Origin of the sequence: Arthrobacter sp. ZGTC412, from assembly GCF_002929215.1 — a bacterium.
GTDB lineage: Bacteria > Actinomycetota > Actinomycetes > Actinomycetales > Micrococcaceae > Arthrobacter.
In genome coordinates, this window is record NZ_PJII01000001.1 from 1 (window position 1) to 24,680 (window position 24,680).

Annotated in this window: 26 protein-coding genes and 1 riboswitch; of the genes, 7 read left to right on the forward strand and 19 right to left on the reverse strand. The window is 65.4% G+C overall.

Annotation, left to right across the window (positions count from 1 at the left end; genetic code table 11):
- From CXQ88_RS00005 to CXQ88_RS00030, 6 genes are all read left to right on the forward strand, one after another.
- Window positions 1-1,386, forward strand: a 1,386-nt coding sequence (locus CXQ88_RS00005) for a transketolase-like TK C-terminal-containing protein (protein WP_441296475.1), incomplete at its 5' end; no start/stop codon positions are given.
- Window positions 1,387-1,560: 174 nt separating this feature from the next.
- The gene (locus CXQ88_RS00010) at window positions 1,561-2,805 is read left to right on the forward strand and encodes a PucR family transcriptional regulator (protein ID WP_104042107.1); all 1,245 of its coding nucleotides are present in this window, start codon (window positions 1,561-1,563) and stop codon (window positions 2,803-2,805) included.
- An 88-nt stretch (window positions 2,806-2,893) separates the two neighbouring features.
- Window positions 2,894-3,823: an ACP S-malonyltransferase gene (locus CXQ88_RS00015; protein WP_181037360.1), complete on the forward strand. Its 930-nt coding sequence runs from the start codon at window positions 2,894-2,896 to the stop codon at window positions 3,821-3,823.
- Complete coding sequence (locus tag CXQ88_RS00020) at window positions 3,820-4,881, forward strand: beta-ketoacyl-ACP synthase III (RefSeq protein WP_104042110.1); 1,062 nt, start codon at window positions 3,820-3,822, stop codon at window positions 4,879-4,881. Before CXQ88_RS00015 ends, CXQ88_RS00020 begins: the two co-directional genes overlap by 4 nt.
- 80 nt (window positions 4,882-4,961) lie before the next feature.
- Window positions 4,962-5,207: an acyl carrier protein gene (locus CXQ88_RS00025; protein ID WP_009359314.1), complete on the forward strand. Its 246-nt coding sequence runs from the start codon at window positions 4,962-4,964 to the stop codon at window positions 5,205-5,207.
- 171 nt (window positions 5,208-5,378) lie between these two features.
- Complete coding sequence (locus CXQ88_RS00030; RefSeq protein WP_104042111.1) at window positions 5,379-6,614, forward strand: beta-ketoacyl-[acyl-carrier-protein] synthase family protein; 1,236 nt, start codon at window positions 5,379-5,381, stop codon at window positions 6,612-6,614.
- Window positions 6,615-6,763: 149 nt separating this feature from the next.
- On the opposite strand, the gene CXQ88_RS00035 is transcribed toward CXQ88_RS00030, so the two are convergent.
- From CXQ88_RS00035 to CXQ88_RS00115, 17 genes are all read right to left on the reverse strand, one after another.
- Complete coding sequence (locus tag CXQ88_RS00035; protein ID WP_104042113.1) at window positions 6,764-7,267, reverse strand: DUF3145 domain-containing protein; 504 nt, start codon at window positions 7,265-7,267, stop codon at window positions 6,764-6,766.
- Window positions 7,268-7,529: 262 nt separating this feature from the next.
- Window positions 7,530-8,456: a tyrosine recombinase XerC gene (locus CXQ88_RS00040; RefSeq protein WP_104042114.1), complete on the reverse strand. Its 927-nt coding sequence runs from the start codon at window positions 8,454-8,456 to the stop codon at window positions 7,530-7,532.
- A gap of 88 nt (window positions 8,457-8,544) precedes the next feature.
- Complete coding sequence (dprA, locus tag CXQ88_RS00045; RefSeq protein ID WP_104042116.1) at window positions 8,545-9,744, reverse strand: DNA-processing protein DprA; 1,200 nt, start codon at window positions 9,742-9,744, stop codon at window positions 8,545-8,547.
- A complete protein-coding gene (locus tag CXQ88_RS00050; RefSeq protein WP_258061666.1) occupies window positions 9,741-11,255 on the reverse strand; it encodes a YifB family Mg chelatase-like AAA ATPase in 1,515 nt (504 codons plus the stop codon). Before CXQ88_RS00050 ends, dprA begins: the two co-directional genes overlap by 4 nt.
- Window positions 11,256-11,285: 30 nt before the next feature.
- Window positions 11,286-11,642, reverse strand: a complete 357-nt coding sequence (locus tag CXQ88_RS00055; protein ID WP_104042119.1) for a YraN family protein — start codon at window positions 11,640-11,642, stop codon at window positions 11,286-11,288.
- 134 nt (window positions 11,643-11,776) lie between these two features.
- A complete protein-coding gene (locus tag CXQ88_RS00060) occupies window positions 11,777-12,103 on the reverse strand; it encodes a DUF2469 domain-containing protein (protein ID WP_013601392.1) in 327 nt (108 codons plus the stop codon).
- Between the two features lie 51 nt (window positions 12,104-12,154).
- On the reverse strand, window positions 12,155-13,018 hold the full coding sequence (locus tag CXQ88_RS00065) for a ribonuclease HII (RefSeq protein WP_104042120.1): 864 nt from the start codon (window positions 13,016-13,018) through the stop codon (window positions 12,155-12,157).
- 2 nt (window positions 13,019-13,020) lie between these two features.
- Window positions 13,021-13,863, reverse strand: a complete 843-nt coding sequence (gene lepB / locus CXQ88_RS00070; protein ID WP_104042122.1) for a signal peptidase I — start codon at window positions 13,861-13,863, stop codon at window positions 13,021-13,023.
- Window positions 13,864-14,541: a signal peptidase I gene (lepB, locus tag CXQ88_RS00075; RefSeq protein WP_104042123.1), complete on the reverse strand. Its 678-nt coding sequence runs from the start codon at window positions 14,539-14,541 to the stop codon at window positions 13,864-13,866.
- Window positions 14,542-14,622: 81 nt separating this feature from the next.
- Window positions 14,623-14,982: a 50S ribosomal protein L19 gene (rplS, locus tag CXQ88_RS00080; RefSeq protein ID WP_104042125.1), complete on the reverse strand. Its 360-nt coding sequence runs from the start codon at window positions 14,980-14,982 to the stop codon at window positions 14,623-14,625.
- A 261-nt stretch (window positions 14,983-15,243) separates the two neighbouring features.
- On the reverse strand, window positions 15,244-16,056 hold the full coding sequence (gene trmD, locus CXQ88_RS00085; RefSeq protein WP_104042126.1) for a tRNA (guanosine(37)-N1)-methyltransferase TrmD: 813 nt from the start codon (window positions 16,054-16,056) through the stop codon (window positions 15,244-15,246).
- Window positions 16,057-16,620, reverse strand: coding sequence for a ribosome maturation factor RimM (gene rimM / locus CXQ88_RS00090; protein WP_104042128.1), 564 nt, complete (start codon window positions 16,618-16,620; stop codon window positions 16,057-16,059).
- Between the two features lie 104 nt (window positions 16,621-16,724).
- Entirely contained in the window at window positions 16,725-16,967 is a 243-nt protein-coding gene (locus tag CXQ88_RS00095) for an RNA-binding protein (RefSeq protein ID WP_013601399.1), read from the reverse strand.
- 1 nt (window position 16,968) lies between these two features.
- Window positions 16,969-17,385 carry a 30S ribosomal protein S16 gene (gene rpsP, locus CXQ88_RS00100; protein ID WP_104042129.1) on the reverse strand — a complete coding sequence of 139 codons (417 nt, stop codon included), beginning with the start codon at window positions 17,383-17,385 and terminating at the stop codon, window positions 16,969-16,971.
- 207 nt (window positions 17,386-17,592) lie between these two features.
- Window positions 17,593-18,033, reverse strand: coding sequence for a hypothetical protein (locus tag CXQ88_RS00105; RefSeq protein ID WP_181037385.1), 441 nt, complete (start codon window positions 18,031-18,033; stop codon window positions 17,593-17,595).
- A gap of 134 nt (window positions 18,034-18,167) precedes the next feature.
- Window positions 18,168-19,043: a VOC family protein gene (locus CXQ88_RS00110; protein WP_104042132.1), complete on the reverse strand. Its 876-nt coding sequence runs from the start codon at window positions 19,041-19,043 to the stop codon at window positions 18,168-18,170.
- A gap of 110 nt (window positions 19,044-19,153) precedes the next feature.
- Window positions 19,154-20,236 carry an amidohydrolase family protein gene (locus tag CXQ88_RS00115; protein ID WP_104042134.1) on the reverse strand — a complete coding sequence of 361 codons (1,083 nt, stop codon included), beginning with the start codon at window positions 20,234-20,236 and terminating at the stop codon, window positions 19,154-19,156.
- A 77-nt stretch (window positions 20,237-20,313) separates the two neighbouring features.
- Window positions 20,314-20,421: riboswitch (TPP riboswitch) on the forward strand.
- Between CXQ88_RS00115 and thiC the strand changes: the two genes are divergently transcribed.
- Window positions 20,416-22,251, forward strand: coding sequence for a phosphomethylpyrimidine synthase ThiC (gene thiC, locus CXQ88_RS00120; protein WP_373637676.1), 1,836 nt, complete (start codon window positions 20,416-20,418; stop codon window positions 22,249-22,251). (Overlaps the previous riboswitch by 6 nt.)
- Here thiC and CXQ88_RS00125 read toward each other — a convergent pair.
- Both CXQ88_RS00125 and ffh read right to left on the reverse strand, forming a co-directional pair.
- The gene (locus CXQ88_RS00125) at window positions 22,248-22,982 is read right to left on the reverse strand and encodes an alpha/beta fold hydrolase (protein ID WP_104042136.1); all 735 of its coding nucleotides are present in this window, start codon (window positions 22,980-22,982) and stop codon (window positions 22,248-22,250) included. The two genes, thiC and CXQ88_RS00125, sit on opposite strands and share 4 nt — an antisense overlap.
- Window positions 22,983-23,083: 101 nt before the next feature.
- Window positions 23,084-24,670, reverse strand: coding sequence for a signal recognition particle protein (gene ffh / locus CXQ88_RS00130; RefSeq protein ID WP_104042137.1), 1,587 nt, complete (start codon window positions 24,668-24,670; stop codon window positions 23,084-23,086).
- Between the last annotated feature and the right edge of the window lie 10 nt (window positions 24,671-24,680).

Consider the following 24,680-nt stretch of genomic DNA (forward strand, 5'->3'; position numbering starts at 1 on the left):
TCACCGCCGTACTACCACCCCGGCACGGACGCCCCGGAAATCCAGTACATGATGGAACGCCGCGCCGCCCTGGGCGGAGCGGTCCCGGAACGCCGGTCCAAGCACGCTGAGATCACCCTGCCGGACGCCAAGTCCTACGAGGTGGCCAAGCGTGGTTCGGGCAAGCAGCAGGCCGCCACCACCATGGCGTTTGTGCGTTTGCTCAAGGATCTGATGCGGGACAAGGAGTTCGGCAAGCACATCGCCCCGATCATCCCGGATGAGGCACGTACGTTCGGCATGGATGCGTTCTTCCCCACGGCAAAGATCTACAACCCCAAGGGCCAGAACTACCTGTCCGTGGACCGGGACCTGGTCTTGGCCTACAAGGAGTCCGCCCAGGGCCAGCTGATCCACCCCGGCATCAACGAAGCCGGCGCCGTGGCAGCGTTCACCGCCGCCGGAACCGCGTACGCCACCCACGGCGTGCCGCTGGTCCCGGTCTACGTGTTCTACTCCATGTTCGGCTTCCAGCGCACCGGCGATGCCTTCTGGGCAGCAGCAGATCAAATGACCCGCGGCTTCATCATCGGCGCCACCGCAGGCCGGACCACCCTCACCGGCGAAGGCCTCCAGCACGCCGACGGCCACTCCCCGCTCCTGGCCTCCACCAACCCGGCAGTGGTCACCTACGATCCCGCCTACGGCTACGAAATGGGCCACATCATCCGCGACGGCCTCGAACGCATGTACGGGCCCGACTCGGAAGACCGGAACCTCATGTACTACCTCACGGTGTACAACGAGCCCATCTCCCAGCCGGCCGAACCGGAGGAGCTGGACGTCGAGGGTGTCCTCAAGGGCATCTACCTGCTCGCGCCGGCAAAGATCGACGGTCCCCGGACCCAGATCCTCGCGTCCGGCGTGTCGGTGCCCTGGGCACTCGAGGCCCAGCAGCTCCTGGCCGATGACTGGGGCGTCTCCGCAGACGTCTGGTCCGTTACGTCCTGGAACGAACTGCGCCGCGACGGCATGGCCGCCGAGGAGGAAGCTTTCCTCAACCCCGGCCAGCCCGCCCGCGTCCCGTTCGTGACCCGGCAGCTCGAAGGAGCCACCGGCCCGGTCGTCGCCGTGTCGGACTACATGAAGGCCGTGCCGGACCAGATCCGCCAATTCGTGCCGAACGAGTTCGCAACGCTCGGTGCCGACGGCTTCGGCTTCTCCGACACCCGCGCCGCAGCCCGCCGCTTCTTCAAGAACGACATCCACTCCATCGTGGTGCGTTCGCTGGAGATGTTGGCCCGCCGCGGTGAGGTTGACGCGCAGGCACCGATGAAGGCGATCGACAAGTACCGGCTGCACAACGTCAATGCCGGTTCCACCGGCAACGCCGGAGGCGAGTCCTAGGACGCGCACCTAGCCTGCGGCGATCCTGCCAAGTGCTGACGACGGCGGCCCCCACCGAAAGGCGGGGGCCGCCGTCGTCCGTTTTACGGCAGGAACCGGCTGTGACGCACAACCAACGGGATTGTAGCCTTTGCACAAATGGAGCTTGCGGGGCAGTGGCCGTATGCTCAAAGAATGCCAGCACCAGCCACCCCGTCCGCCAAGCGCAAACCATCCACGCCGAGGGTCACGCCGGAGAAATCCGAAACCCTCAAAAAGCTGCGGGCAAACGTGGGCCAGCTTTCCACCACCACCTTGCGGGAGTTGGAGAAATCCCTGCCCTGGTACGGCCGGCTCAGCTCTGATGAACGCTCCGCCCTTGGCATGGTCGCCCAGAACGGTATCGCGGCCTTTGTGACCTGGTATGAACGCCCAAGTTCCCCGTCCTGGATCCTCACCGACGTTTTCGGGACGGCCCCAACGGAGCTCACCCGGTCCATCAGCCTGCAAAAAGCGCTGCAGTTGATCCGGATCGTGGTGGAGGTGGTGGAGGACCAGGTTCCGGTCATCGCTCCGGAGGCTGACCAGCCTTCGCTTCGCGAGGCCGTACTTCGCTATTCCCGGGAGGTGGCGTTCGCCGCGGCCGACGTTTATGCACGGGCCGCAGAATCCCGCGGCTCCTGGGACACCCGGCTGGAAGCGCTGATCGTGGATGCCATCCTTCGCGGCGAAAACACTGACGCCCTGCGCTCGAGGATCGCGGCCCTGGGCTGGAAGGCGCAGGAACGGTTCACTGTTATGGTGGGCAACTCCCCCTCCGAGCCAAGCGCCAGCTACGTCAGCGAACTCCGGCGGATGGCAGGCCGCTACGCGGAGGACGCCCTTGTGGGCATCCAGGGCGACCGGCTCATCCTGATCCTGGGCGGCGTTTCGGACCGGGAAACCGCCTACGTGAAGCTCAGTGATATGTTCGCGCCCGGCCCCGTGGTGTACGGGCCCGAAGCCGGCTCCCTGCTGGAGGCCAGCGGCTCCGCCCAGTCCGCCTTCGCCGGACTGACGGCCGCCCGGGCCTGGCCCTCCGCACCGCGGCCGGTTGCCGCCGACGACCTGCTGCCTGAGCGGGTGATCTCCGGCGACGACGCCGCCCGCCGCTCGCTGGTCAAGAACATCTACCGCCCGCTCCTGGCAGCGTCCAACGGGCTGGTGGAAACGCTTGGAACCTATCTTGAATTGGGCCATTCCCTTGAGGCAACAGCCCGGGAACTCTTTGTCCACGCCAACACCGTCAGGTACCGGCTGAAGCGTGTTTGCGACGTCACCGGCTGGGATCCACTCCTCCCAAGGGAGGCGTTTGTTCTTCAGGCGGCGCTTGTGGTGGGCCGTCTTTCCGCCCCGCCCAAAGCGGCTGTTGAGCGTCACCCGTCGCGGAACCAGCCCTGAGGCGTTGTAGACTTCCTACAACCTGACCCCGTGAGCTTGGTGCGGACAAACACCGCTGAATCACACTGTAATTTGGAAAGCTGGTTACGTGCTTGCAATAGTCTGCCCTGGACAGGGCTCACAAACCCCGGGTTTCCTGGCCCCTTGGCTGGAACTGCCCCCGGTGGCAGGCCAGCTGGCCTCCTTGAGCGACATCGCAGGCATCGACCTGATCGCCCATGGGACTACTTCGGACGAAGAAACCATCAAGGACACTGCCGTGGCGCAGCCCCTGATTGTTGCCGCCGGGCTGGTGGCCGCAGCTTCCCTTTTTGACGTCGAGCTCAGCTCCCTGCCAGTCATCCTGGCGGGCCATTCCGTTGGTGAAATCACCGCTTCGGCTCTTGCCGGCGTCCTGACGGAACGGGAAGCCATGACCTTCGTCCGGGAGCGTGCCAACAGCATGGCGGCCGCCGCGGCCGTCACCCCCACCGGTATGAGTGCCGTGGTGGGCGGGGACCCGGCCGAGGTCCTGGCAGCCATCGAAGCCGCCGGCGCTACTCCAGCGAACGTCAACGGCGCGGGCCAGACCGTGGCCGCAGGCACGTTCGACCAGCTGAAGACCCTCGCCGAAAACCCGCCGGCGAAGGCGCGTGTCATCCCGCTGAAGGTGGCCGGTGCGTTCCACACCAGCCACATGTCCCCTGCTGTCAGCGCCCTCACCGCCCTGGCGCCCGCGCTGAAGCCGCAGGCACCGAAGGTGCCCCTGCTGTCCAATTACGACGGCGGAGAAGTCACCGACGGCGGTGCCGCCGTCGACAGCCTGATTGCCCAGGTCTCCCGCCCGGTCCGCTGGGACCTGTGCATGGAAAGCCTGGTCCAGCGCGGTGTCAGCGGCGTCATCGAGCTTGCTCCTGCCGGAACCCTTGCCGGTCTGGCCAAGCGCGGGATGCCCGGCGTCAAAACCGTTGCGGTCAAGACACCCGATGATCTTTCCGCCGCCCTGGCGCTCTTCGCAGAACTGGAGGGCAACGCATGAGCGTTCCCACACTGAAACAGGCTCCCCTTCAGGAACACACCCGAATCCTCGGTCTCGGCGCCTACCGGCCTGACGTCATCGTCACCAACGAAGATGTCTGCCAGTGGATCGACTCCTCGGACGAATGGATCCGGCAGCGGACCGGAATTGTGACCCGGCACCGCGCGGCCGCTGACGTCAGTGTCATCGACATGGCCGAGGGTGCTGCCCGCGAAGCCATGGAAAAGGCCGGAATTCAAGCGTCCGACCTCGGTGCCGTCATTGTTTCCACTGTCACCCACCCCTACGCCACGCCGTCTGCGGCCGCCAGCCTGGCAGACCGTATCGGCGCCACTCCCGCACCTGCTTTTGACATCTCCGCAGCCTGCGCCGGTTACTGCTACGGCATTGCCCAGGGCGACGCCCTCGTCCGGTCAGGCGCCGCGAAGTACGTCCTGGTGGTTGGTGCGGAGAAGCTGTCCGACGTCATCGACAACCGGGAACGCACCATCTCCTTCCTGCTCGGAGACGGAGCCGGCGCCGTCGTCATCGGCCCGTCCGAGACTCCCGGCATCGCGCCCTCCGTCTGGGGATCCGACGGCAGCAAATGGGACGCCATTGGAATGACCCGCTCCATGCTCGATGTCCGGGACCTTGGCATGGCTGCCCGGCAGTCCGACTCCACCGGCGACCTTGCCCTGCTCGAAGAAGCACAGGAGCTCTACCCCACGCTGCGGCAGGACGGCCAAACCGTATTCCGCTGGGCAGTGTGGGAAATGGCGAAGGTGGCCCAGCAGGCCCTGGAGGCGGCAGGTGTACAAGCCGAGGACCTTGTGGCGTTTATCCCCCACCAAGCCAACATGCGCATCATCGACGAGATGGTGAAGAAGCTGAAGCTGCCCGAGACAGTTACAGTGGCACGGGACATCGCCGATGCTGGAAACACCTCTGCAGCGTCCATCCCGTTGGCCACGCACCGCTTGCTGGCGGAAAAGCCGGAACTGAGCGGCGGGCTGGCCCTCCAGATCGGCTTCGGCGCCGGACTGGTCTTCGGCGCTCAGGTAGTTGTCCTCCCTTAGGAACGCCCCCAACAGGCCGCAACCGCGTCCTGAACCATTTCCGGCAGCCCCTGCCGGCAATACAAGAAAAGGAGCCATCAATGGCTAGCAACGAAGAGATCCTGGCCGGCTTGGCTGAAATCGTCAACGAGGAAACCGGCCTGGCCCCCGAGGCCGTGGAGCTGGACAAGTCCTTCACCGAGGACCTGGACATCGACTCCATCTCCATGATGACCATCGTAGTCAACGCTGAAGAGAAGTTCGGCGTGCGCATCCCGGACGAAGAGGTCAAGAACCTCAAGACCGTCGGCGACGCCGTCAGCTTCATCGCCGGAGCACAGGCCTAGTCAAGGCTTTCGCCGTTTATCGGCTTGGCGGGCTGCCGGTCAGGACGACCGGACCGGCGGCCCGCCGCATTTTTCCGGCACCTTCCTCCTTGCGAAGGGCGCCGATCATCAATACGCGGGACCCTCCGGAAAGCCGGGGCTGGAATCCCCCACCGACGAAAGAGTGATCCCATGACACGCAAAGTAGTCATCACCGGTCTGGGTGCCACCACGCCCATCGGCGGCGATGTACCCACGATGTGGAACAACGCGCTCAAGGGGGTCTCCGGTGCCCGCACCCTGGAGGACGACTGGGTAGCCAAGTACGAACTTCCCGTCCACTTCGCCGCCCGCTGCAGCACACCTGCACTCGAGGTACTCAGCAGGGTCGAGGCCAAGCGGATGGACCCCTCGACGCAGTTCGGCGTCATCGCTGCCCGTGAGGCGTGGGCCGACTCCGGCATCACCGAGTTCGACAAGGACCGGCTGGCTGTTGCCTTCGCCACCGGCATTGGCGGAGTCTGGACGCTGCTGGACGCCTGGGACACGCTGAAGGAAAAAGGCCCTCGGCGCGTCCTCCCCATGACCGTCCCCATGCTGATGCCAAACGGTGTTGCCGCGGCCGTCAGCCTGGACCTCGGCGCACGCGCCGGCGCCCACACCCCGGTTTCCGCCTGCGCTTCCGGCACTGAGGCCCTGCACCTGGGCCTGGACCTGATTCGCTCGGGCAAGGCAGACGTGGTGATGTGCGGCGGCGCTGAAGCTGCCATCCACCCCATGCCCCTGGCTGCCTTCGCTTCCATGCAGGCGCTGTCACGCCGCAATGACGATCCGCAGGGCGCCTCCCGTCCGTACGACCTTGGCCGCGACGGCTTCGTGATGGGCGAAGGCGCAGGCGCGCTGGTCCTCGAAGCCGAGGAACACGCACTGGCCCGCGGAGCCCGGATCTACGGCGAGCTCGCCGGCACCTCCGTTACGGCTGACGCCTACCACATCACCGCGCCTGACCCTGCGGGCCTTGGCGCAACCCGGGCACTCAAGGCCGCCATGTTCGACGGCCGCATCCAGGCCGAGGACGTGGTGCACGTCAACGCCCACGCCACCTCGACTCCCGTGGGCGACAAGCCTGAGTACACCGCACTGCGCGCCGCACTCGGCAACCACATCGACAACGTTGCGGTATCCGCCACCAAGTCGCAGATGGGCCACCTCCTGGGTGCCTCCGGTGCCGTGGAGGCCGTGCTCACCGTGCTGGCCGTCTACGACCGGAAGGCCCCGGTCACGATCAACCTTGAGAAGCAGGATCCGGAGATCCCGCTCGACGTGGTCACCTCCGCCCGCGACCTGCCCGCCGGCAACATCGTGGCCCTGAGCAACTCCTTCGGCTTCGGCGGACACAACGCCGTGGTGGCTGTGCGCAGCGTTTAGTTTCTGCACCGGGCTTGCCGCCCGGACGCAACAGGAGGCCCCGCCAGCCGGCGGGGCCTCCTGTTTTGCTATGGAGAATGGTTCTTGGTTTCACTGTCTGTTGCTGTTTGCCGGTGCCGGATTACGACGGCGGCCCTTAGGTAGCCTGGTCAACCCACCTGGTGCAGCCAGCGTACGGGAGCGCCCTCGGCAGCGTGCCGGAAGGGTTCAAGCTCCTCGTCCCAGGCCTCGCCCAGAGCCAGGGACAGCTCGTGGTAGACGGCGGCGGGATCGCCCGCGCCTGACTCGTAGGCGTAACGGATTCTGTCTTCGGAGACCATGATGTTGCCATGGACGTCGGTGACGGCATGGAAGATCCCGAGTTCGGGCGTGTGTGACCACCGGCCGCCGTCAACACCCTGGCTCGGTTCCTCGGTGACCTCGTACCGGAGGTGCGCCCAGCCCCGGAGTGATGAGGCAAGCTGAGCACCTGTTCCGGGAGCGCCGGTCCAGGAAAGCTCCGCCCGGAACATTCCGGGCGCGGCAGGCTGAGGGGTCCACTCAAGATCCGTCCGCTTGTCCACGACGGAGCCGATGGCCCACTCAACGTGAGGGCACAAAGCAGTAGGGGCTGAGTGAACAAACAGCACACCGCGGGTCATTGCAACAGACATTCCATCCTCCATAGCTCTAGGTACGTCTTCCCCAACGACCTCTGCCTGGATGGAACTGCTGCGCCCTGCTCTGCGGGACTGCTCCCTGCCATCTATTCAGTTGTTCAGATTAAGCAGTGTCCGGACTTGCTGGTCCGCACGAAGCAAAAGAGCCTCAAGCGGTACTTGAAAGTTGCCGGACGTGACTCTTATTGTGCCGTACGTCGCGTAATTACGCCAGTGCGATTCGCGGTTACGGTACAAGGCCTGTGGCGATTCCGGATCAGGCTCTGGGATGTGCCTGCTGGTAGCTTTTCCGCAGCCGGTCCACTGAGACATGGGTGTAGATCTGGGTGGTGGCGAGGCTGCTGTGGCCGAGGATCTCCTGGACGGCACGCAAGTCGGCGCCGCCATCCAACAGGTGGGTGGCTGCCGAGTGCCGAAGGGCGTGCGGACCTGAGGCAGAAGTATCGCCCAGGGCCTCGAGGAGTTTGTTGACCAGTTCTCTGACCTGCCGCTGGTCCACCCGGCTGCCCCTGGAGCCCAGGAACAGGGCCGGGCCGCTGGTATCCCGGGCCAGCAGCGGCCGGCCGCGCCGCAGCCAGTCGTCCAGGGCAAGCGCCGCCGGAACGCCGTAGGGAACCGTGCGTTCCTTGTTGCCTTTACCGATAACACGGAGCGTGCGGCGGTCCGGGTCCAGATCGTCGATGTCCAGTCCTGCGAGCTCGCCCACGCGGATGCCTGTTGCATAAAGCAGTTCGACGATGGCGCGGTTCCGGACAGGCAGGGGCTCACCGCGGTGGGCCGCTTCCTCCAGACTGGTCAGCAGCCGCGACAGTTGTTGTGACTGCAGGACTCCGGGCAGGGTGCGTTCCCGTTTGGGAGCCTTGAGCCGCAACGACGGGTCTGAGTGAATGCGCTCTTCGCTCAGGGCCCACGCTGTGAAAGCACGGGCGGTGGCTGCCCGGCGGGCAAGGGTGGATCGGGCGACACCCGCCTGGCTCTGTGCACCCAGCCACCGACGGAGGGTTCCGAGCTCGAGGTCCTCCAGCCGGTTGGCGCCTTCGGAAGCGGCGTGGGCCAGGAGGCTGCGCAGGTCTCCCAGGTACGCACGCAGGGTGTGGGCGGACACTGCCCGCTCCCCCGACAGGTACTGCGAGAAGGCATCCGATGCCTGGCTCAGCTCCCGCGGCAGTTCTTTGTTCTCCACCTTCCTACTCTCTCAGGTGTTGCCGGGGCTCAGGTGACTGACACGACACGCCACACCTACCTGTGCCTTCGGGGCCCGCCGTCGGTCATCAGGCTGTTGCCTTGCCGCGTTTCCAGCTGCCTCCTTCGGACACCGCCAGCCCGAGCAGCCCGAGCCGCCCCAGGCCCGCTCGGACGGACTCCTGGCTCAAGCCGGCGACAGAGCACAGTTTCTCCACCGATGTGGTGGAGCGAAGCGGCAGTGCATCCAGGAGGATCAGGTCTTCCAGCGTCAGCCCGTCCTGGACCTCCGCTCCAACCTGGCGTGGCTGTGGAAGCCCCGTTCCACTCGGCGCTGCCAGCTCAGCAATTTCTGCTGCGTCTGTGACGCAGACAGCACCGCCGTCACGCAGCAACCGGTGGCAGCCGGCCGAGTTGGCGCTGTGCACGGAACCGGGCACAGCGCCGACAGCCCGGCCAAGCGTTTCGGCATGGTGGGCGGTGTTCAGCGCTCCGGACCGCCATCGTGCCTCCACCACGACAGTCACTGCAGACAGGGCCGCGATGAGCCTGTTCCGCTGGAGGAAGCGGTAGCGGGTGGGCGCTGACCCGGGCGGAACCTCCGCGATCACCGCGCCCTGGTTGCAGACAGCGCGGAGGAGGTCCTCATTGCCGGATGGGTAGAAGCGGTCCACTCCCCCGGCCATCACGGCAATGGTGGGCACAGCGCTGGAAGCACCGGCCAGCGCGGCACGGTGGGCATGGGCATCAATGCCATAGGCACCGCCCGACACGACCGTGAAACCGCGCTGCGCCAGGGAATAGGCAATGTCCCCGGTCACCGAGGCGCCGTAGCTGGTGCTGTCGCGGGACCCGACCAGGGCGATGCACTTGTCCGCGCCGGGAAGAGGTTGTTTTTGCCCCCGCCACCACAGACAAAGCGGTTCCTGGAGGCCAAGGTCTGCCAGCTGCACAGGCCACAACTCGTCCGAGGGGATAATCAGCCTGCCGCCGAGCCGCGCCATGGTGGCCAGATCGCGTTCGGGTGCCAGGTCTGGAATCCGGGGCTGCCAACGTTTTAAGGACGTGGCCATCCCGGCCCAGCTGGTGGCGGAACCGCTGTCCGCGAGCAGGGCAGTGACCTCCTGCTCCAATTCAGGCCCGGCCGAAACCTGGCCAGTAGCTATCCGAAGAGCGTCCACAGCGCCGCATACCTGCACGAGGGCCAGGCCTGCGGCGTCCTGGGGCTCCATGAGCCGGGCGAGCGCCGCGCGGGAAAGTCTTTCGGCATCCACTGCCGTCTCATTCATGCGGCCACCGCCGTTGCTTGGCGCAGGCCCAGGGCCTGCCCAATATCGTTCATGTCAGGTCTTTCACGGTGCCCCAAGTCGGCCAGCGTCCAGGCCAGGCGCAGTACCCGGTCGTAGCCGCGGGCAGTAAGGACACCCCGCTCCAGTGCATGATCCAGGATGCGGGTGGCGGCAGGAGGCAGCCGCAGCTCTCCGCGCAGCAGACGGCCCGGCACCTGCGAGTTCGTTTCCAGGGCGAAGGGCGCCAACCGTTCAAGCTGCCGCAGGCGTGCATTGCGGACTCGGGCGGCTACGGAAGCAGTGTCCTCTTCCGCACCGGCCTGTCCAAACTCGGCCAGGGACACCCTCTCCACCTGGAGCTGGATGTCCACCCGGTCCAGCAACGGCCCGGACATTCTCGCCAGGTAGCGTCTGCGCATCACGGGCGTGCAGGTACAGTCCAGCCCTTTGCCGGACGCCTTGCCGCAGGGGCAGGGGTTGGCTGCCAGGACCAGCTGGAACCGCGCCGGATAGGCAGCGGTCCCGGCGGAGCGGTGGATCACGAGTTCACCGCTCTCCAGCGGTTGTCGCAGTGCATCCAGCACACGGCGTTCGTACTCCGGTGCCTCGTCAAGGAACAGGACCCCGCGGTGGGCGCGGGAGGCGGCGCCTGGCCTGGGGAGGCCCGAGCCGCCGCCGATGATGGCTGCGGCCGTAGCCGAGTGGTGCGGGCTCTCAAAGGGCGGCCGCCGGAGCAGTTGGACGGACGATGAAGGCAGTCCGCAAAGCGAATGGATGGCGGTGACTTCCATGGCCTCGTGATCCCCCAGGTCGGGCAACAGCCCAGGAAGGCGCTCCGCCAGCATTGTTTTGCCGGCGCCGGGAGGTCCCGTGAGGAGCAGATGGTGGCCACCGGCGGCTGCCACTTCGAGGGCCCGCCTGGCGTCACCTTGGCCGGACACATCCGCCATGTCCGGGTACACCCCTGGTTCCTCCGGGCCGTCGGAGGGCTGCTCACGGTCCTCCGTTTCGAAGTCGAGCGCGAGTTCCTGCGGGTCCGCCCCGGAATCCAATGCCAGCCGGGCAAGGGTGCGGTATCCCCTGACGTTGGCGCCAGGCACCAGGGCGGCCTCTGCCAGGTTCGCCTGCGCCACCACGATGTCCGGGTACCCGGCCTGAACAGACGCCATAACGGCCGGAAGGATGCCGCGGACCGGGCGCAACCTGCCATCCAGTCCCAGCTCGGCGATGAAGACCGTATTGCCTGTCGGCTTGATGTCGTTCGCGGCGCGGAGCACGGCCATGGTGACCGCCAGATCGAAACCCGATCCGCGCTTGGGAAGGGAGGCAGGAATAAGGTTCGCCGTGATCTTCCGGCGGCTCAGCGGAATCCCGGAGTTCTTGGCGGCCGACCGGATGCGTTCCTTGGCTTCATTCAAGGAAGCATCCGGCAAACCGAGGAGCACAAATGCCGGCAAGGTCTGGCCGATGTCAGCCTCCACCTCCACTATGTACCCGTTCAGGCCCACCAGGGCGATGGAGTAGGTTCTTCCAAGGGCCGCTCATCCCACCCCCTTGAGGTGCTCCACCAGGGGTTCGCCGACGCCGTCGTCCACTACTGCGATCACGTCCACCCGCCGCAGCGGCATCCGCAACTCCCGGTCGCGGCACCACGCGGAGCCGAGCCGGTGCAGGCGGGCCAGTTTCTCCGGGCCCACGGCCTCGAAGGGGTGGCCGTAATCCAGGGAACGGCGTGTCTTTACTTCGGCTATAACCAGGGCGTCGCCGTCAAGGGCCACAATGTCGATTTCGCCTTCGGTGCAGCGCCAGTTGCGCTCCACCACCAGCATTCCCAACGACTCAAGATAGCCAACCGCGAGGTCCTCGCCGTGCCGGCCCAACAGGTCTTTTGATTTCATTTTCTACCTCCGCAACCAGCCTGCGGCCGCATGGTTGCGAAGGTAAGGGAACTGATCCCGTATGTGTACTACTGCCCCTGTGCAGGAAAAGTCGGCGGTTCAAGGGACAGTCAGGAGCGCACCATGTTCAGGGGCTACTGGCCCAGGTCAACATCCTTGGGCAGAGCCAGTTCCTCGTTGCGCGGGAGCTCTTCGACGTTGACGTCCTTGAACGTGAGGACACGAACGCTTTTAACGAACCGTGCCGACCGGTACACATCCCACACCCAGGCGTCCTGCAGGGTCAGGTCGAAGTAAACCTCGCCGTCGGCGCTGCGGGCCTGCAGGTCTACGTGGTTGGCAAGGTAGAAGCGCCGTTCGGTCTCGACAACGTAGCTGAACAGACCGACAACGTCGCGGTATTCACGGTAGAGCTGCAGCTCCATGTCGGTCTCATAGTTTTCAAGGTCCTCAGCACTCATGGTTCCATCTTGCACCATCTCCGGCGCCGCTGGCGCCCACGCCGGCCGGAGTCAGTCTTCGATGCCGGCTACGTCTCCGCTAAGGGGACCGCCGTCCAGCAGTTCCCCGCCGAGCAGGCGCCAGCTTACGCGGTGGTAGGGCGTAGGCCCTGCCGCCCGGAGGACGTCCCGATGCAGGACGGTGGCGTAGCCCTTGTTGATGTCCCACCCGAAGTCCGGGTACTCAGCGTGGAGCTCCCGCATCATCCTGTCCCGCTCCACTTTGGCGATGACACTGGCAGCGGCAACGCTCAGGCACTGCATGTCGGCCTTGATCTTGGTGTGCACAGGCGCGTCACAGCCGGCGTCAAGAACCGGCTCGTCAAACAGCGACAGCTGGTCTGCGGGCGAAAGCCAGTTGTGGCTGCCGTCCAGGAGAACCAGGTCGGGGGTGACTCCCGCAGCGAGAATCTCGTACCAGGCCCGGGTTCCTGCCAGGCGCAGGGCAGCGATGATGCCGATGGAATCAATTTCCTGCGCAGACGCGTGGCCCACCGCGGACGCAACACTCCACCGGCGGACCAGCGGCTCCAGCCGTTCGCGTTCAGCGGGGCTCAGGAGCTTGCTGTCCCTCACGCCGGCAAGCGGCCTCTGGCGCTCCAGGTCCACAACGGCAATGCCAACGCTCACGGGACCGGCAAGAGCGCCGCGTCCCACCTCGTCGACGCCGGCCACCAGCCGTGCGCCCTGGGCCTTGAACGTACGTTCGTGCCTGAGGGTGGGCGCCTGTCCCGGGCGTGCGGCCACTTTCGTGGATCCGGCCCGCCCCTTAGCGGCGCCACCCTTTACAGCGCCGGCCTTCGCGGAACCGGCGTTTGCGGGATCCGTTATCGCGGGGCTGGCCTTGGCAGTGCCGGCTTGAACTGCGGAGGACATGGTCAGGGTGCCGCCGGTACGTTCCGGAACACGTCCGGATAGTTGCCCAGGGCTGTAATTCGGTTCAGCGGCCAAGCTATGACCGCAGCTTTGCCTTCAAGGTCGGCGATGTCTATGAACCCGCCGTCGGAATCCATATGCGCCCTGGAGTCAGCTGAATGGTTCCGGTTATCCCCCATCACCCACACCTTGCCTTCGGGGACAGTCACATCGAAATTGCGGACCTGCGGAACCTCAGCCGGGTTGATGTAGCTTTCGTCGATGGCGGTCCCGTTGACTGTCAGTTTACCGCCGGCATCGCAGCAGACCACGTGGTCCCCCGGCAGTCCGATGACCCTCTTGACCAGGTGCTGCTCGGAGTTGTCCGGCAGGAGGCCCACAAAGGTAAGGCCGTCCTGGACCCAGGTGAACGGCCCGTCGGCCCTTTCCTCCGCGGCCGGCAGCCAGCCCTTGGTGTCGCGGAAGACCACAACGTCACCACGGCTCAGCGAGAAAGGTTCAGGCACCAGGAGATTAACGAAGATGCGGTCATCAACGTCGAGCGTGTTGACCATGGACTCGGAAGGGATGAAGAACGCCCGGAACAGGAAGGTCTTGATGAGGAAGGAGAGCACGACGGCGATCACCACCACCGTGGCAATTTCCTTCAGCCAGGCAAGCACCTGGCTTCCGCCGTCTTTCCCGCTGGCCTTGGCTGCGGCACGGCTGCCGGCCTGTCCGGGAGCAGGTACTTCCGGCCCCGCGGCGGCTGCCTTAGGCGCGGCTGCCTCGGGTGCGTCGTCGGCCCGGGAATCCGAAGCTCCGTCGGGACGCGGTTCGGGTGTCCGCGCGTGGTTCTCGGGCATCTACTGTCCGTTCTCTGTTAAGGGGCCTGCCGCTGGCGGCCGAGGTACTTCAGCAAATCTATCAAGCGGCCAGATGATCTGGACCGGCCTGCCGATCACACGGTCTACAGGCACCATTCCCCCGCCGGGAGCACCGAGAAGGCTCCGGGAATCGGCGGACAGCGACCGGTGGTCACCCAGCAGCCACAGCCGCCCGTCAGGCACCTCGGCACTGAACTTCCGGGTGCTGGGAGCATCTCCGGGAAAGATGTATGGCTCATCCAATGGCTGGCCGTTCACAGTGATCTTCCCGTCGGCATCACAACAGACCACGGTGTCTCCTGGTAGGCCGATGACCCGTTTTACATACGTGGTGTCGCTGCCGGTGAGGCCAAGCCACTGGGTGATGGCGGACGCGGCGTCCACGAGCGGACCCTTGCCACTGTTGAGCGGCGCGAAGGTTCCCCGGCCGTCAAAGACCACGATGTCGCCCCGCCGGATGGGTTCAGCCCGGAAATCGGTGCGGGACACAAGGATGCGGTCTCCGCCCTCAAGGACCGGTTCCATGGACTCGGACGGAATGAAGTAGACGTCGAGCCACAGCGAGCGGACCAGTCCGCTGACGGCAATGGCCAGGACCAGGGCAAGGAACACAAAACGCCAGCCCGTTTTTCGGGGCTGGCGTTTTGTGTGGTCCATAAGTCCGTATCCTGGGCGCTGGTGCGTGGCTCCGGCGCTGGCCGGATACGGCTGCGGTCCTGCCTTTGTAGGTCTAAGGACTTACTTGGCGGTGCTGAAGTCGCGCTTTTCCTTGATCTTCGCAGCCTTACCGCGCAGTGCACGCATGTAGTAAAGCTTGGCGCGGCGCACGTCACCCTTGGTGACGAGCTCGATCTTGTCGATGATCGGGGAGTGTACCGGGAAGGTACGCTCCACGCCGACGCCGAAGGAGACCTTGCGGACCGTGAAGGTCTCGCGGATGCCGTCACCCTGGCGGCCCAGGACGAAGCCCTGGAATACCTGGACACGGGAGTTCTTGCCTTCGATGATGTTCACGTGAACCTTGAGGGTGTCACCCGCGCGGAACTGGGGAACATCGGTGCGCAGCGAAGCTGCATCTACGGAATCGAGAATATGCATGATTGCACTCCTGGTGAACGCCACAGGTCATTCACTTTAGGTCACGGCAGCCAAGCCCGGACGCTTGCAGCGCTACCGGAAATTACTGCCGAAAGGTAAGTGGTCCGTCCTCTTTCACTGATTGAAGACGACGGTTGTCTTAGCTGTTGGTTGCGCTCCCCCTGTGGCAGGTGCGGACCCAGCAGACACAAGGACTAATTTTGCCACAGTCCGCCACGTACAGCCAATTTCGGCGGCTTCCGCGACGAACCAGCGGCCGCGTCAGTCCGGCTGTTCCCCTGGCGCGTCCGGGCGGCGCAGCAGACGGCCGTCGACGACGTCGTACCCCAGGTCCTGCAGGGCGGTGCGGTCGGCACGCGGCAGCTTCCCGGCGTCGAACGTTTCGAGCAGGTCCGGGCGGCGCTCCGCCGTCCGGCGGTACTGTTCGCTGCGGCGCCACTGCGCAATTTTTCCGTGGTTGCCGCTGAGGAGTACCGCCGGCACTTCGCGTTCCCGCCAGACGGAAGGCTTGGTGTAGACGGGGTACTCCAGCAGCCCGTCGGAATGGGACTCCTCCACCAGCGACTCGGGGTTGCCCACAACGCCCGGCAGGAGCCTTCCGATGGCCTCCACCATGGCCAGGACGGCCACTTCCCCGCCGTTCAGGACATAGTCGCCAAGGCTGACGGGACGGACGGTGAAGTGCTCGCGGGACCACTCGATGACCCGCTCATCGATGCCCTCGTACCGTCCGCAGGCAAACGTGAGATGTTCCTCCTCGGCCAGTTCGTAGGCGAGGGCCTGTGTGAACCGCTCCCCCGCCGGCGATGGAACAATCAGGACCGGCCTGTCCGCATCTTCCGGACGCTCCGTTGCGATCGAGGAGAGTGCCTGGGCCCACGGTTCAGGTTTCATCACCATTCCGGCGCCGCCGCCGTACGGTGTGTCATCCACTGTGCGGTGCTTGTCCGTGGTGAAGGTGCGGAGGTCGTGGACTCGAAGGTCCAGCAGCCCGTCCTGGCGTGCCTTGCCGATCAGCGACAGTTCCAGCGGCGCCAGGTACTCGGGAAAGATGCTGACGACGTCGATACGCATTTACGCTTTGCCTTCAGTTTCCGGCGCGGCATCCTGGCCCGGCCCCGCATCCTGGTCCGAGTTGACCTCGAACAGGCCATCCGGCGGGGTGAGGAGGATGAACCCTTCCTCGATGTTGACCTCTGGCACGATCTGCTCAACGAAGGGAATAAGGATCTCTTCCCCATCCGGGGTGGTGACCATCAACAAGTCCTGCACCGGCATGGTGTTCAATGCGGTGACCTTGCCCACTACGCGGGAACCGACGCGGGCCTCGAGTCCGACCAGTTCGTGCTCGTACCAGCCTTCGTCGTCGTCCTCGTCCAGCTCCTCGGTTTCGATAAAGAGCTTGGCTCCGCGCAGGGTTTCCGCTTCGTTCCGGGTCTCAATCTCGTCGAACCCGAGCAGGAGGATGTCCTTGTTCCAGCGGGCGCTGTTCACGGTAAGCGGGCCTGCGGACGCCGGTTCCACCACAAATTCAGTACCCGGCACAAACCGGTCCTCAGGGGCGTCCGTCAGGACCTGGACGGTAACTTCCCCGCGGATGCCGTGGGGTTTGCCGATTCGTGCCACCTGGAGCTGCATGTGTTCCTCTGTCTTGGATGTGGTTGGCGGTGTTCTGGTGAAAGCACTCCGGCCCCTCCACCGTTTGGTGGAGGGGCCGGAGCAAAACTGATGTTGCTGAGCGCTCAGCGGCGGCGGTCGGTGTCGACGACGTCGACCCTTACCGGTTCGCCGCCGGCCAGGGCTGCCACAACGGTGCGCAATGCGCGTGCCGTGCGGCCCTGGCGGCCGATCACCCGTCCGAGGTCGTCCTGATGGACCCGCACCTCGAGGGTGTCCCCGCGGCGGTTGCTCTTCGAGCTGACCTTGACGTCATCCGGGGAATCGACGATCCCCCGGACCAGGTGTTCCAGCGCTTCTGCCAGCAATTTACTCAGCCTCGGTGGTCTCTGCTTCGGCCGGTGCCTCGGCTGCGTCAGACTTGGAGGCCTTCTTGGTGATGGCTTCCGGGATGATCACAGAACCCTTTTCCGGGGCAACGAAGGCTTCCTTCGGAGCTTTGGTCTTCAGGGTGCCTTCCTGGCCCGGAAGGCCCTTGAACTTCTGCCAGTCACCGGTGATCTTCAGGATCGCGGCAACCTGCTCGGACGGCTGGGCGCCGACGGAGAGCCAGTACTGGGCACGCTCGGAGTCGACCTCGATGTATGAGGGCTCTTCGGTGGGGTGGTACTTGCCGATCTCCTCGATGGCGCGGCCGTCACGCTTGGTGCGTGAGTCTGCGACGACGATGCGGTAGTACGGTGCGCGCATTTTGCCAAAGCGCTTAAGGCGAATCTTTACGGCCACTTTTGTGGTCACTCCTGTTTCAGAAAGGGGGTGAACCCGGCGTTCTGCACCCGTGGGGCGGGCCGTACTTGCGGGTTCGAAGGACAGGATCCGGACGCGGAGAGAGGGGCCACGCAGATCGAGTACCTGTTTATTGTGCCAGATGAGCGTCCGGATTTCGACTTGACACCCCGCCCGCCGTCGACGGTGGGAAACCCGGCGGAGGTGTCAGGATGACCAGACGTACAGGCCTGTGCGTTCCGCGTCGTCGATTCCGCCGGCCAGTTCCGCCAGCTGCTGCACGTAGGTGCGCGCCTGGGCTGCTTCGAACGGCATGTCGTCCTGGGCGGCCCACTGCTCGGCGACGTCGTCGAGGACGTTGCCTTCCCCCTCGGTTTCATAGGAGAGCAGGTCGGCCAGGGCACGGACCATGGCGGCCGGAACAGCCAGGAGCGAATCGCTTGAAACATCCACCATGGTCAGCTCATAGTCGGCTCCACCGGCGTGCACCGCAGTGCCGGCGAGGTCGCCGAGCTGCTCTACTTCGAAATCACTGATCCCCTGGATCCTGACGGCATCGCCGGCAGGCGCACTTCCGCCCTGGTCAAGGATTCCGGCGCGCTTCAGCGCGCCGTCGTGGGTGGCCACAAAGATTTCGGTAAAGCCCATGGGAATTGCCCTCATTCCGTCGACGGTGCGGCCCTTCGGGAAGCGGCGCCCGCCGCCCGGCCGTTCGGCTTCAGCCTAGTACACGGCCCGCCCCTGCCCGGGTGCAGCCAGCCCGTTGGCCGGGCTCGGCAGCGTCAGCGGGCCGCTACCCGGATCCTGTTGCGCCAGGGATCCTCGAAGCGCAGTTCCGCACCAGTGTGGTGCGCCGGCAGCCCGGCCACCTTCAGCCGGTCCGCGAGCGCCCCGACATCGTCCCCGGACGGCACTTCGATGAGTACCTCACCGAGGCCGAGGGTGTCTTTGCGGGGGCCGGCGCCGCGGCTGTTCCAGACATTCATGGCCATGTGGTGGTGGTAGCGGCCGGCCGAGACAAACAATGCCTGCCCGTGCCAGCCCGCGGTCTTTTCAAACCCGAGGATTCCTACATAGAAGTCCCGGGCCGACTGGACATCGCCCACCTGGAGATGGACGTGGCCCACTCCCGCCACGCTTCCGCGCTGGCGCTCGAGGGATTCTTCAGTGAGGTGCTGTTCCAGGTAGCGCTGCGGCGGCAGGGCCAGGCTGTCCATGACCACGTCTGTGCCGTTCCAGGACCAGTTGCTCCGCGGCCGGTCCCAGTAGAGCTCGATGCCGTTGCCTTCGGGGTCATTGAAGTAGAAGGCCTCGCTGACGAGGTGGTCCGCGCTGCCCGTGAAGGAGCGGGGCTCGAACTGGGCGGCGGTGGCGATGGTGGCGGCGAGGTCCGCCTGGTTCTCGAAAAGAAGCGCGGTATGGAAAAGACCGGCCTCCCCCCTGCCCGGGAGGTTCAGTCCGGGAGCGGGCGCGAGGTGGACCAAGGGCTTCTGCAGGCGGCCGAGGTAGAGTCCGCCATCCTGCTCGGCGACAACCTCAAGCCCGAGGGCGCGCTGGTAGTAATCGGTCATGACCTTCATGTCGCCTACCTTGAGCATCACGGTGCCCATGGTGAGGTCGGCGGGAAGAAGGTCCTGGCTGGTGGCTTCTGCAGTCATTTGGGAACTCCCGGTACTGGGGCCCTTCTGGGGTGGGGCCTATGACTATTAAAATTACTTGAAGCTTCAATTTATTCCAAGTGCCTTCAAACTCAGCCCCGTTGCCCGTATCAACGTAGGATGCGGCCGCCCAACACCACGTGTGCCAACCCGCTGACCGCTTCCGGAACTTTCCGCGGATCCTCCCGGCACAGCACAACGTCCGCGCGGGCTCCCTCCTGCAAGCCCTCCGCCCCCAGCCACTTCCGGGCGGCCCAGCAGGCAGCGTCGAGGGCAGCGGCCATCGGCAGCCCTGCACCGTGGAGGGCCAGGATCTCATCCGCGATCCTGCCGTGCCGTATGACGCTGCCGGCATCGGTACCGGCGTAAATCTGCACCCCTGCCTCGTACGCCTCCAGCACCCGCTCCGCCCGGCGCTCCCACAGTGCGCGCATATGTGCGGCGTACCGTGGGAACTTGGGCTCTGCCTGGGCAGCGATGTCCGGGAAGGTGGCGATATTGATGAGGGTAGGCACGATGGGAACGCCCTGCTCTGCCAACCGTGGGAGGTGGCGTGGCAGGAGGCCGGTGCCATGTTCGATACAGTCGATGCCCGCGTCCAGCATCTGGTCCAGGGTTTCTTCGGCGAAGCAATGGGCGGTGATCCGGGCTCCTTCGTCGTGCACCGCCTGGACAGCGTCCTTGACGACGGCGGCGGGAAACGACGGCGCCAGGTCACCGGCGTCGCGGTCGATCCAGTCCCCCACAAGCTTGACCCAGCCATCGCCATCGCGCGCCTGCTTCCGGACGGCTTCCACCAGCCCGTCCGGTTCCACTTCCTCAGCAAAGCCCCGCAGATAGCGGCGGGTCCTGGCGACATGCCTGCCGGCGCGGATCAGTACGGGGGCATCCCGCCTGTCCTGCAGGAAGCGGGTGTCAGCAGGGGAACCGGCGTCCCGGACCAGCAGTGTGCCTGCGTTCAGGTCGGTACGAGCCTGTTCCTCCGCCGTGCCGGGGTCCACCGCGCCTCCGGGTCCCAGCCCGATATGGCAGTGGGCGTCAACGAACCCCGGAAGCACCCAGCCGTCCAGGATCCTCTCCGGCTCCCCTGCCGGCTGGTGGAATGTGAGCCTGCCGTCAACGGACCACAGGCCGCGTTTCTCGCTGTCCGGCCCGGTCAGGACCATTCCTGTGAACTGGATGATTCTTGCCATGGATTGCCTCTCTCCCGCCCCGAAAGGCTAGCACCGCGGATGCGGCACTTGACCTTCGGGAGGCTGTGGTAGCTTCGTTGTGACCACACGGGTGCCCCTGCAGGGGCTGAGATCGGGCTGACGCAGCCTGCGACCGTCGAACCTGTCCGGGTAATGCCGGCGAAGGAAGTGAGTATTCCTTGAATACACCAAATGCACAGCTGAACCCTGCCCACATTCCGTCCGCCACGATGGCCGGCGGTCAGGACCAGCCTCTTGTCACCCAGTCGCTGAAGTCCCATTCGCTGGCCTTTATCCATGATGAAACCTCTGGTATCCGGGTGCCCGTCACGGAAATAACCCTCACCAATTCGCCGAACGGCGAGGCCAACGGGCCCTTCCGTACCTACCGTACGGCCGGCCCGGGCAGCGACCCCGTCCGCGGCCTCAACCCCTTCCGATCGGAGTGGATAACAGCACGAGGGGACACTGAAACCTACGGCGGGCGGGGACGGAACCTGCTCGACGACGGCCGCTCGGCTGTGCGCCGGGGCGCCGCCAGCGCGGAGTGGAAGGGTGCGCGGCCGGTGCCCCGCCGCGCCGTCGAGGGCAGGACGGTGACGCAGATGCACTATGCACGGCAGGGCATCATTACCCCGGAGATGCGCTTCGTGGCCCTGCGGGAGAACTGCGATGTGGAACTGGTGCGCAGTGAACTGGCCGCCGGCAGAGCGATCATTCCCAACAATGTCAACCATCCTGAATCTGAACCCATGATCATCGGCAAGGCCTTCCTGGTGAAGATCAACGCCAACATCGGCAACTCGGCCGTCACTAGTTCCATCGCAGAAGAAGTGGACAAGCTGCAGTGGGCCACCCAGTGGGGCGCAGACACAGTGATGGACCTTTCCACGGGCGATGACATCCACACCACCAGGGAATGGATCATCCGCAACTCGCCGGTTCCGATCGGCACCGTTCCCATCTACCAGGCCCTTGAGAAGGTCAGTGGCGAAGCCAACGCCCTCACGTGGGAGATTTTCCGGGACACCGTCATTGAGCAGTGCGAACAGGGGGTGGACTACATGACCATCCACGCCGGCGTCCTGCTCCGGTACGTTCCCCTGACCGCCAACCGGGTGACGGGCATTGTGTCCCGCGGCGGGTCAATCATGGCGGGCTGGTGCCTCGCACATCACCGGGAAAACTTTCTTTACACGCACTTCGACGAGCTCTGCGGGATCTTCGCAAGGTACGACGTCGCGTTTTCACTGGGTGATGGCCTGCGGCCGGGGGCAACAGCGGACGCCAACGATGCCGCCCAGTTCGCGGAGCTGGACACACTCGCCGAGCTGGCGCAACGCGCCTGGGAGTACGACGTGCAGGTGATGGTGGAGGGCCCCGGCCATATTCCATTCCATCTGGTCCGGGAGAACGTCGAACGCCAGCAGGAGCTGTGCAAGGGAGCGCCCTTCTATACGCTGGGGCCGCTTGTTACCGACGTGGCACCGGGATACGACCACATCACCTCAGCCATCGGCGCCACGGAGATTGCCCGCTACGGCACCGCCATGCTGTGCTACGTCACCCCCAAGGAACATCTTGGCCTGCCCAACAAGGACGACGTTAAAACAGGCGTGATCACGTACAAGATCGCAGCGCACGCAGCAGACCTCGCCAAGGGCCACCCGGGGGCGCACGAACGCGATGACGCGCTGTCCAAGGCCCGCTTCGAGTTCCGCTGGCGGGACCAGTTCGCGTTGTCCCTGGACCCGGTGACGGCCGAGGCATTCCACGACGAGACCCTCCCGGCCGAACCAGCCAAGACCGCGCATTTCTGCTCCATGTGCGGTCCCAAGTTCTGTTCCATGAGAATCAGCCAGGATATCCGGGACGAATACGGTTCAGCGGAGTCGCAGACGGCCCTGGCTGAGATGGCCTTAGGCATGAAAGGCAAGAGCGAGGAATTCCTGGCGGCAGGCGGCAAGGTCTACCTGCCGGAGCCACGCGTCCCCGCCGGAGGACAGGGCCTTTAGGAGGCCCGCGCTGACTGGACCCGGCTGACCTCGCTGATGAAGGATCGGATGATGCGGTCCCCTTCGCGGGAGTCATGGGGCCGGTGCCCTCCCGCCGCCGTGCGGTGCAGGGCACCGGTCTCCCGCAGGTACCCGGCAATTTCCTCGTAGAGCGGCTCCCATCCCCCGGTCAGGACAAGGGTGGGAACGCCGGGAACAATGTGCAGCGGCGCTTCCCAGGAGGGGGCTTGGAGCCGGAGCCGCCTGGCGGAACGCTTTTCCTCCGCCGTGGACGGCTGCTGCAGGTCCGTGGCGTAGACCCTGCGGACAAACTCGCGCTGGAAATCCTGATCACTCATCTGGTGCCGGACGTCGAACAGTGGCTGCATAAGACCGATGTGCGCCGCCGTGGCCGGCAGCTCGGCGGTCAGTGACAGGCACGCCGGCTCCACCAGCGTCAAGGAAAAAACCAGGTCCGGCCGTTCGACGGCGGCCATCATGGCTGAGATGGCTCCCTGGGCGTGAGCCACGATATGCCCTCCGGCAGCACCCCTGCCGTCGTCCGCAAGGGACCGCAGCACAATGGCGGTGTCCTCCTCGAAGGAGGACTCGACGGGCTCCGCGGCCGGATCGTAGCCGTGCCGGCGCAGGAACAGCGCGTCATAGGAAAGTGCCATGCCGTGCTGGCGCGGCCAGGCCACGGAGCCGAAGCTGCCGGCGCCGTGCACGAACACTATCCTCTGCTTGAACATGACCCAACCCTATTCCACGTCACCGACAACCCAACCGGGCAGCGCCAAGTGTCGCCTTGAACCTTCAAACGACGCCTGGCGCTACGTGGTTGCGAATGTGGTTACTGGCCGAGGAACTTGTCGAAACCCTTGGGCAGGTTCAGCTGCGAAGGATCGAAGTCGCCCGTTTGCTGGCCGAAGGCGGCCCCGGTGGGCAGCGCCTTGGCGGCATTTGCACGCCGGGCCTCGGCATCCTTGCGCTCCTGGGCGGCCTTGGCGGGGTTGCCGGATTTGGCCTTTTTCTTGGGAGCGTTCTTGGCATTCTTCCGCGCGCCGCCGCCGCCCGCACCCGGCATGCCGGGCATACCAGGCATGCCCGGCATCCCGCCCTGGGCCATCTTCTTCATCATCTTCTGGGCCTGGGCGAAGCGCTCCAGGAGGCCGTTGACCTCGGAGACGTGCACACCAGAACCGCGGGCGATGCGGGCCCGGCGGGAGCCGTTGATGATCTTGGGAGCCACGCGCTCGTGCGGCGTCATGGACCGGACGATGGCTTCGACGCGGTCGATCTCGCGCTCGTCGAACTGCTCGAGCTGCTGGCGGATGTTCTGCGCGCCAGGCATCATCATGAGCATCTTCTTCATGGAGCCCATGTTGCGGATCTGCTGCATCTGGGCCAGGAAGTCGTCCAGGGTGAAGTCCTCCTGGTCGGCGAACTTCTTCGCCATCCGGGCGGCTTCGTCCTTGTCCCAGGACTTTTCGGCCTGCTCGATGAGCGTGAGGACGTCGCCCATGTCGAGGATGCGCGAGGCCATCCGGTCCGGGTGGAAGAGCTCGAAGTCGTCCAGGCCTTCACCGGTGGAAGCAAACATCACAGGCTTGCCGGTGACCGACGCAACCGAAAGGGCGGCACCGCCGCGGGCATCGCCGTCGAGCTTGGACAGCACGATGCCGGTGAAGTTCACGCCCTCATCGAAGGCGTGCGCAGTGTTAACGGCGTCCTGGCCGATCATGGCGTCAAGGACGAACAGGACTTCGTTGGGCACGATGGCGCGGCGGATCTGGCGCGCCTGTTCCATCATGTCGGCGTCAACGCCAAGGCGTCCTGCGGTGTCGACAATGACGACGTCGTGCAGCTTTTGCCGGGCTTCCTCAACGCCGGCGCGGGCCACCGCCACCGGGTCACCGGCAGGGTGCTCAAGTTCGGATGACGTGGCTCCGGGGTGGGGCGCGAAGACGGGCACCTTGGCCCGCTCGCCAACAACCTGGAGCTGGGTTACCGCGTTGGGGCGCTGCAGGTCACAGGCCACCAGCATGGGGCTGTGGCCCTGTGCCTTCAGCCATTTGGACAGCTTGCCGGCAAGGGTGGTCTTACCGGCGCCCTGGAGGCCGGCCAGCATAATGATGGTGGGCCCGTTCTTGGCCAGGCGGATGCGGCGGGTCTCGCCGCCGAGGATCTCTACGAGTTCCTCGTTAACGATCTTGACGATCTGCTGGCTGGGGTTCAGTGCACCGGAAACTTCGGCGCCCAGCGCGCGTTCGCGCACCCTGGCCGTGAATTCACGGACAACGGGAACGGCAACGTCCGCGTCCAGGAGGGCGCGGCGGATCTCGCGGACTGTGGCGTCAACGTCCGCCTCAGTGAGGCGGCCCTTGCCGCGGAGATTCTTGAAGGTTGCTGTCAACCGGTCAGAGAGTGAATTGAACACGCGCCGTGCA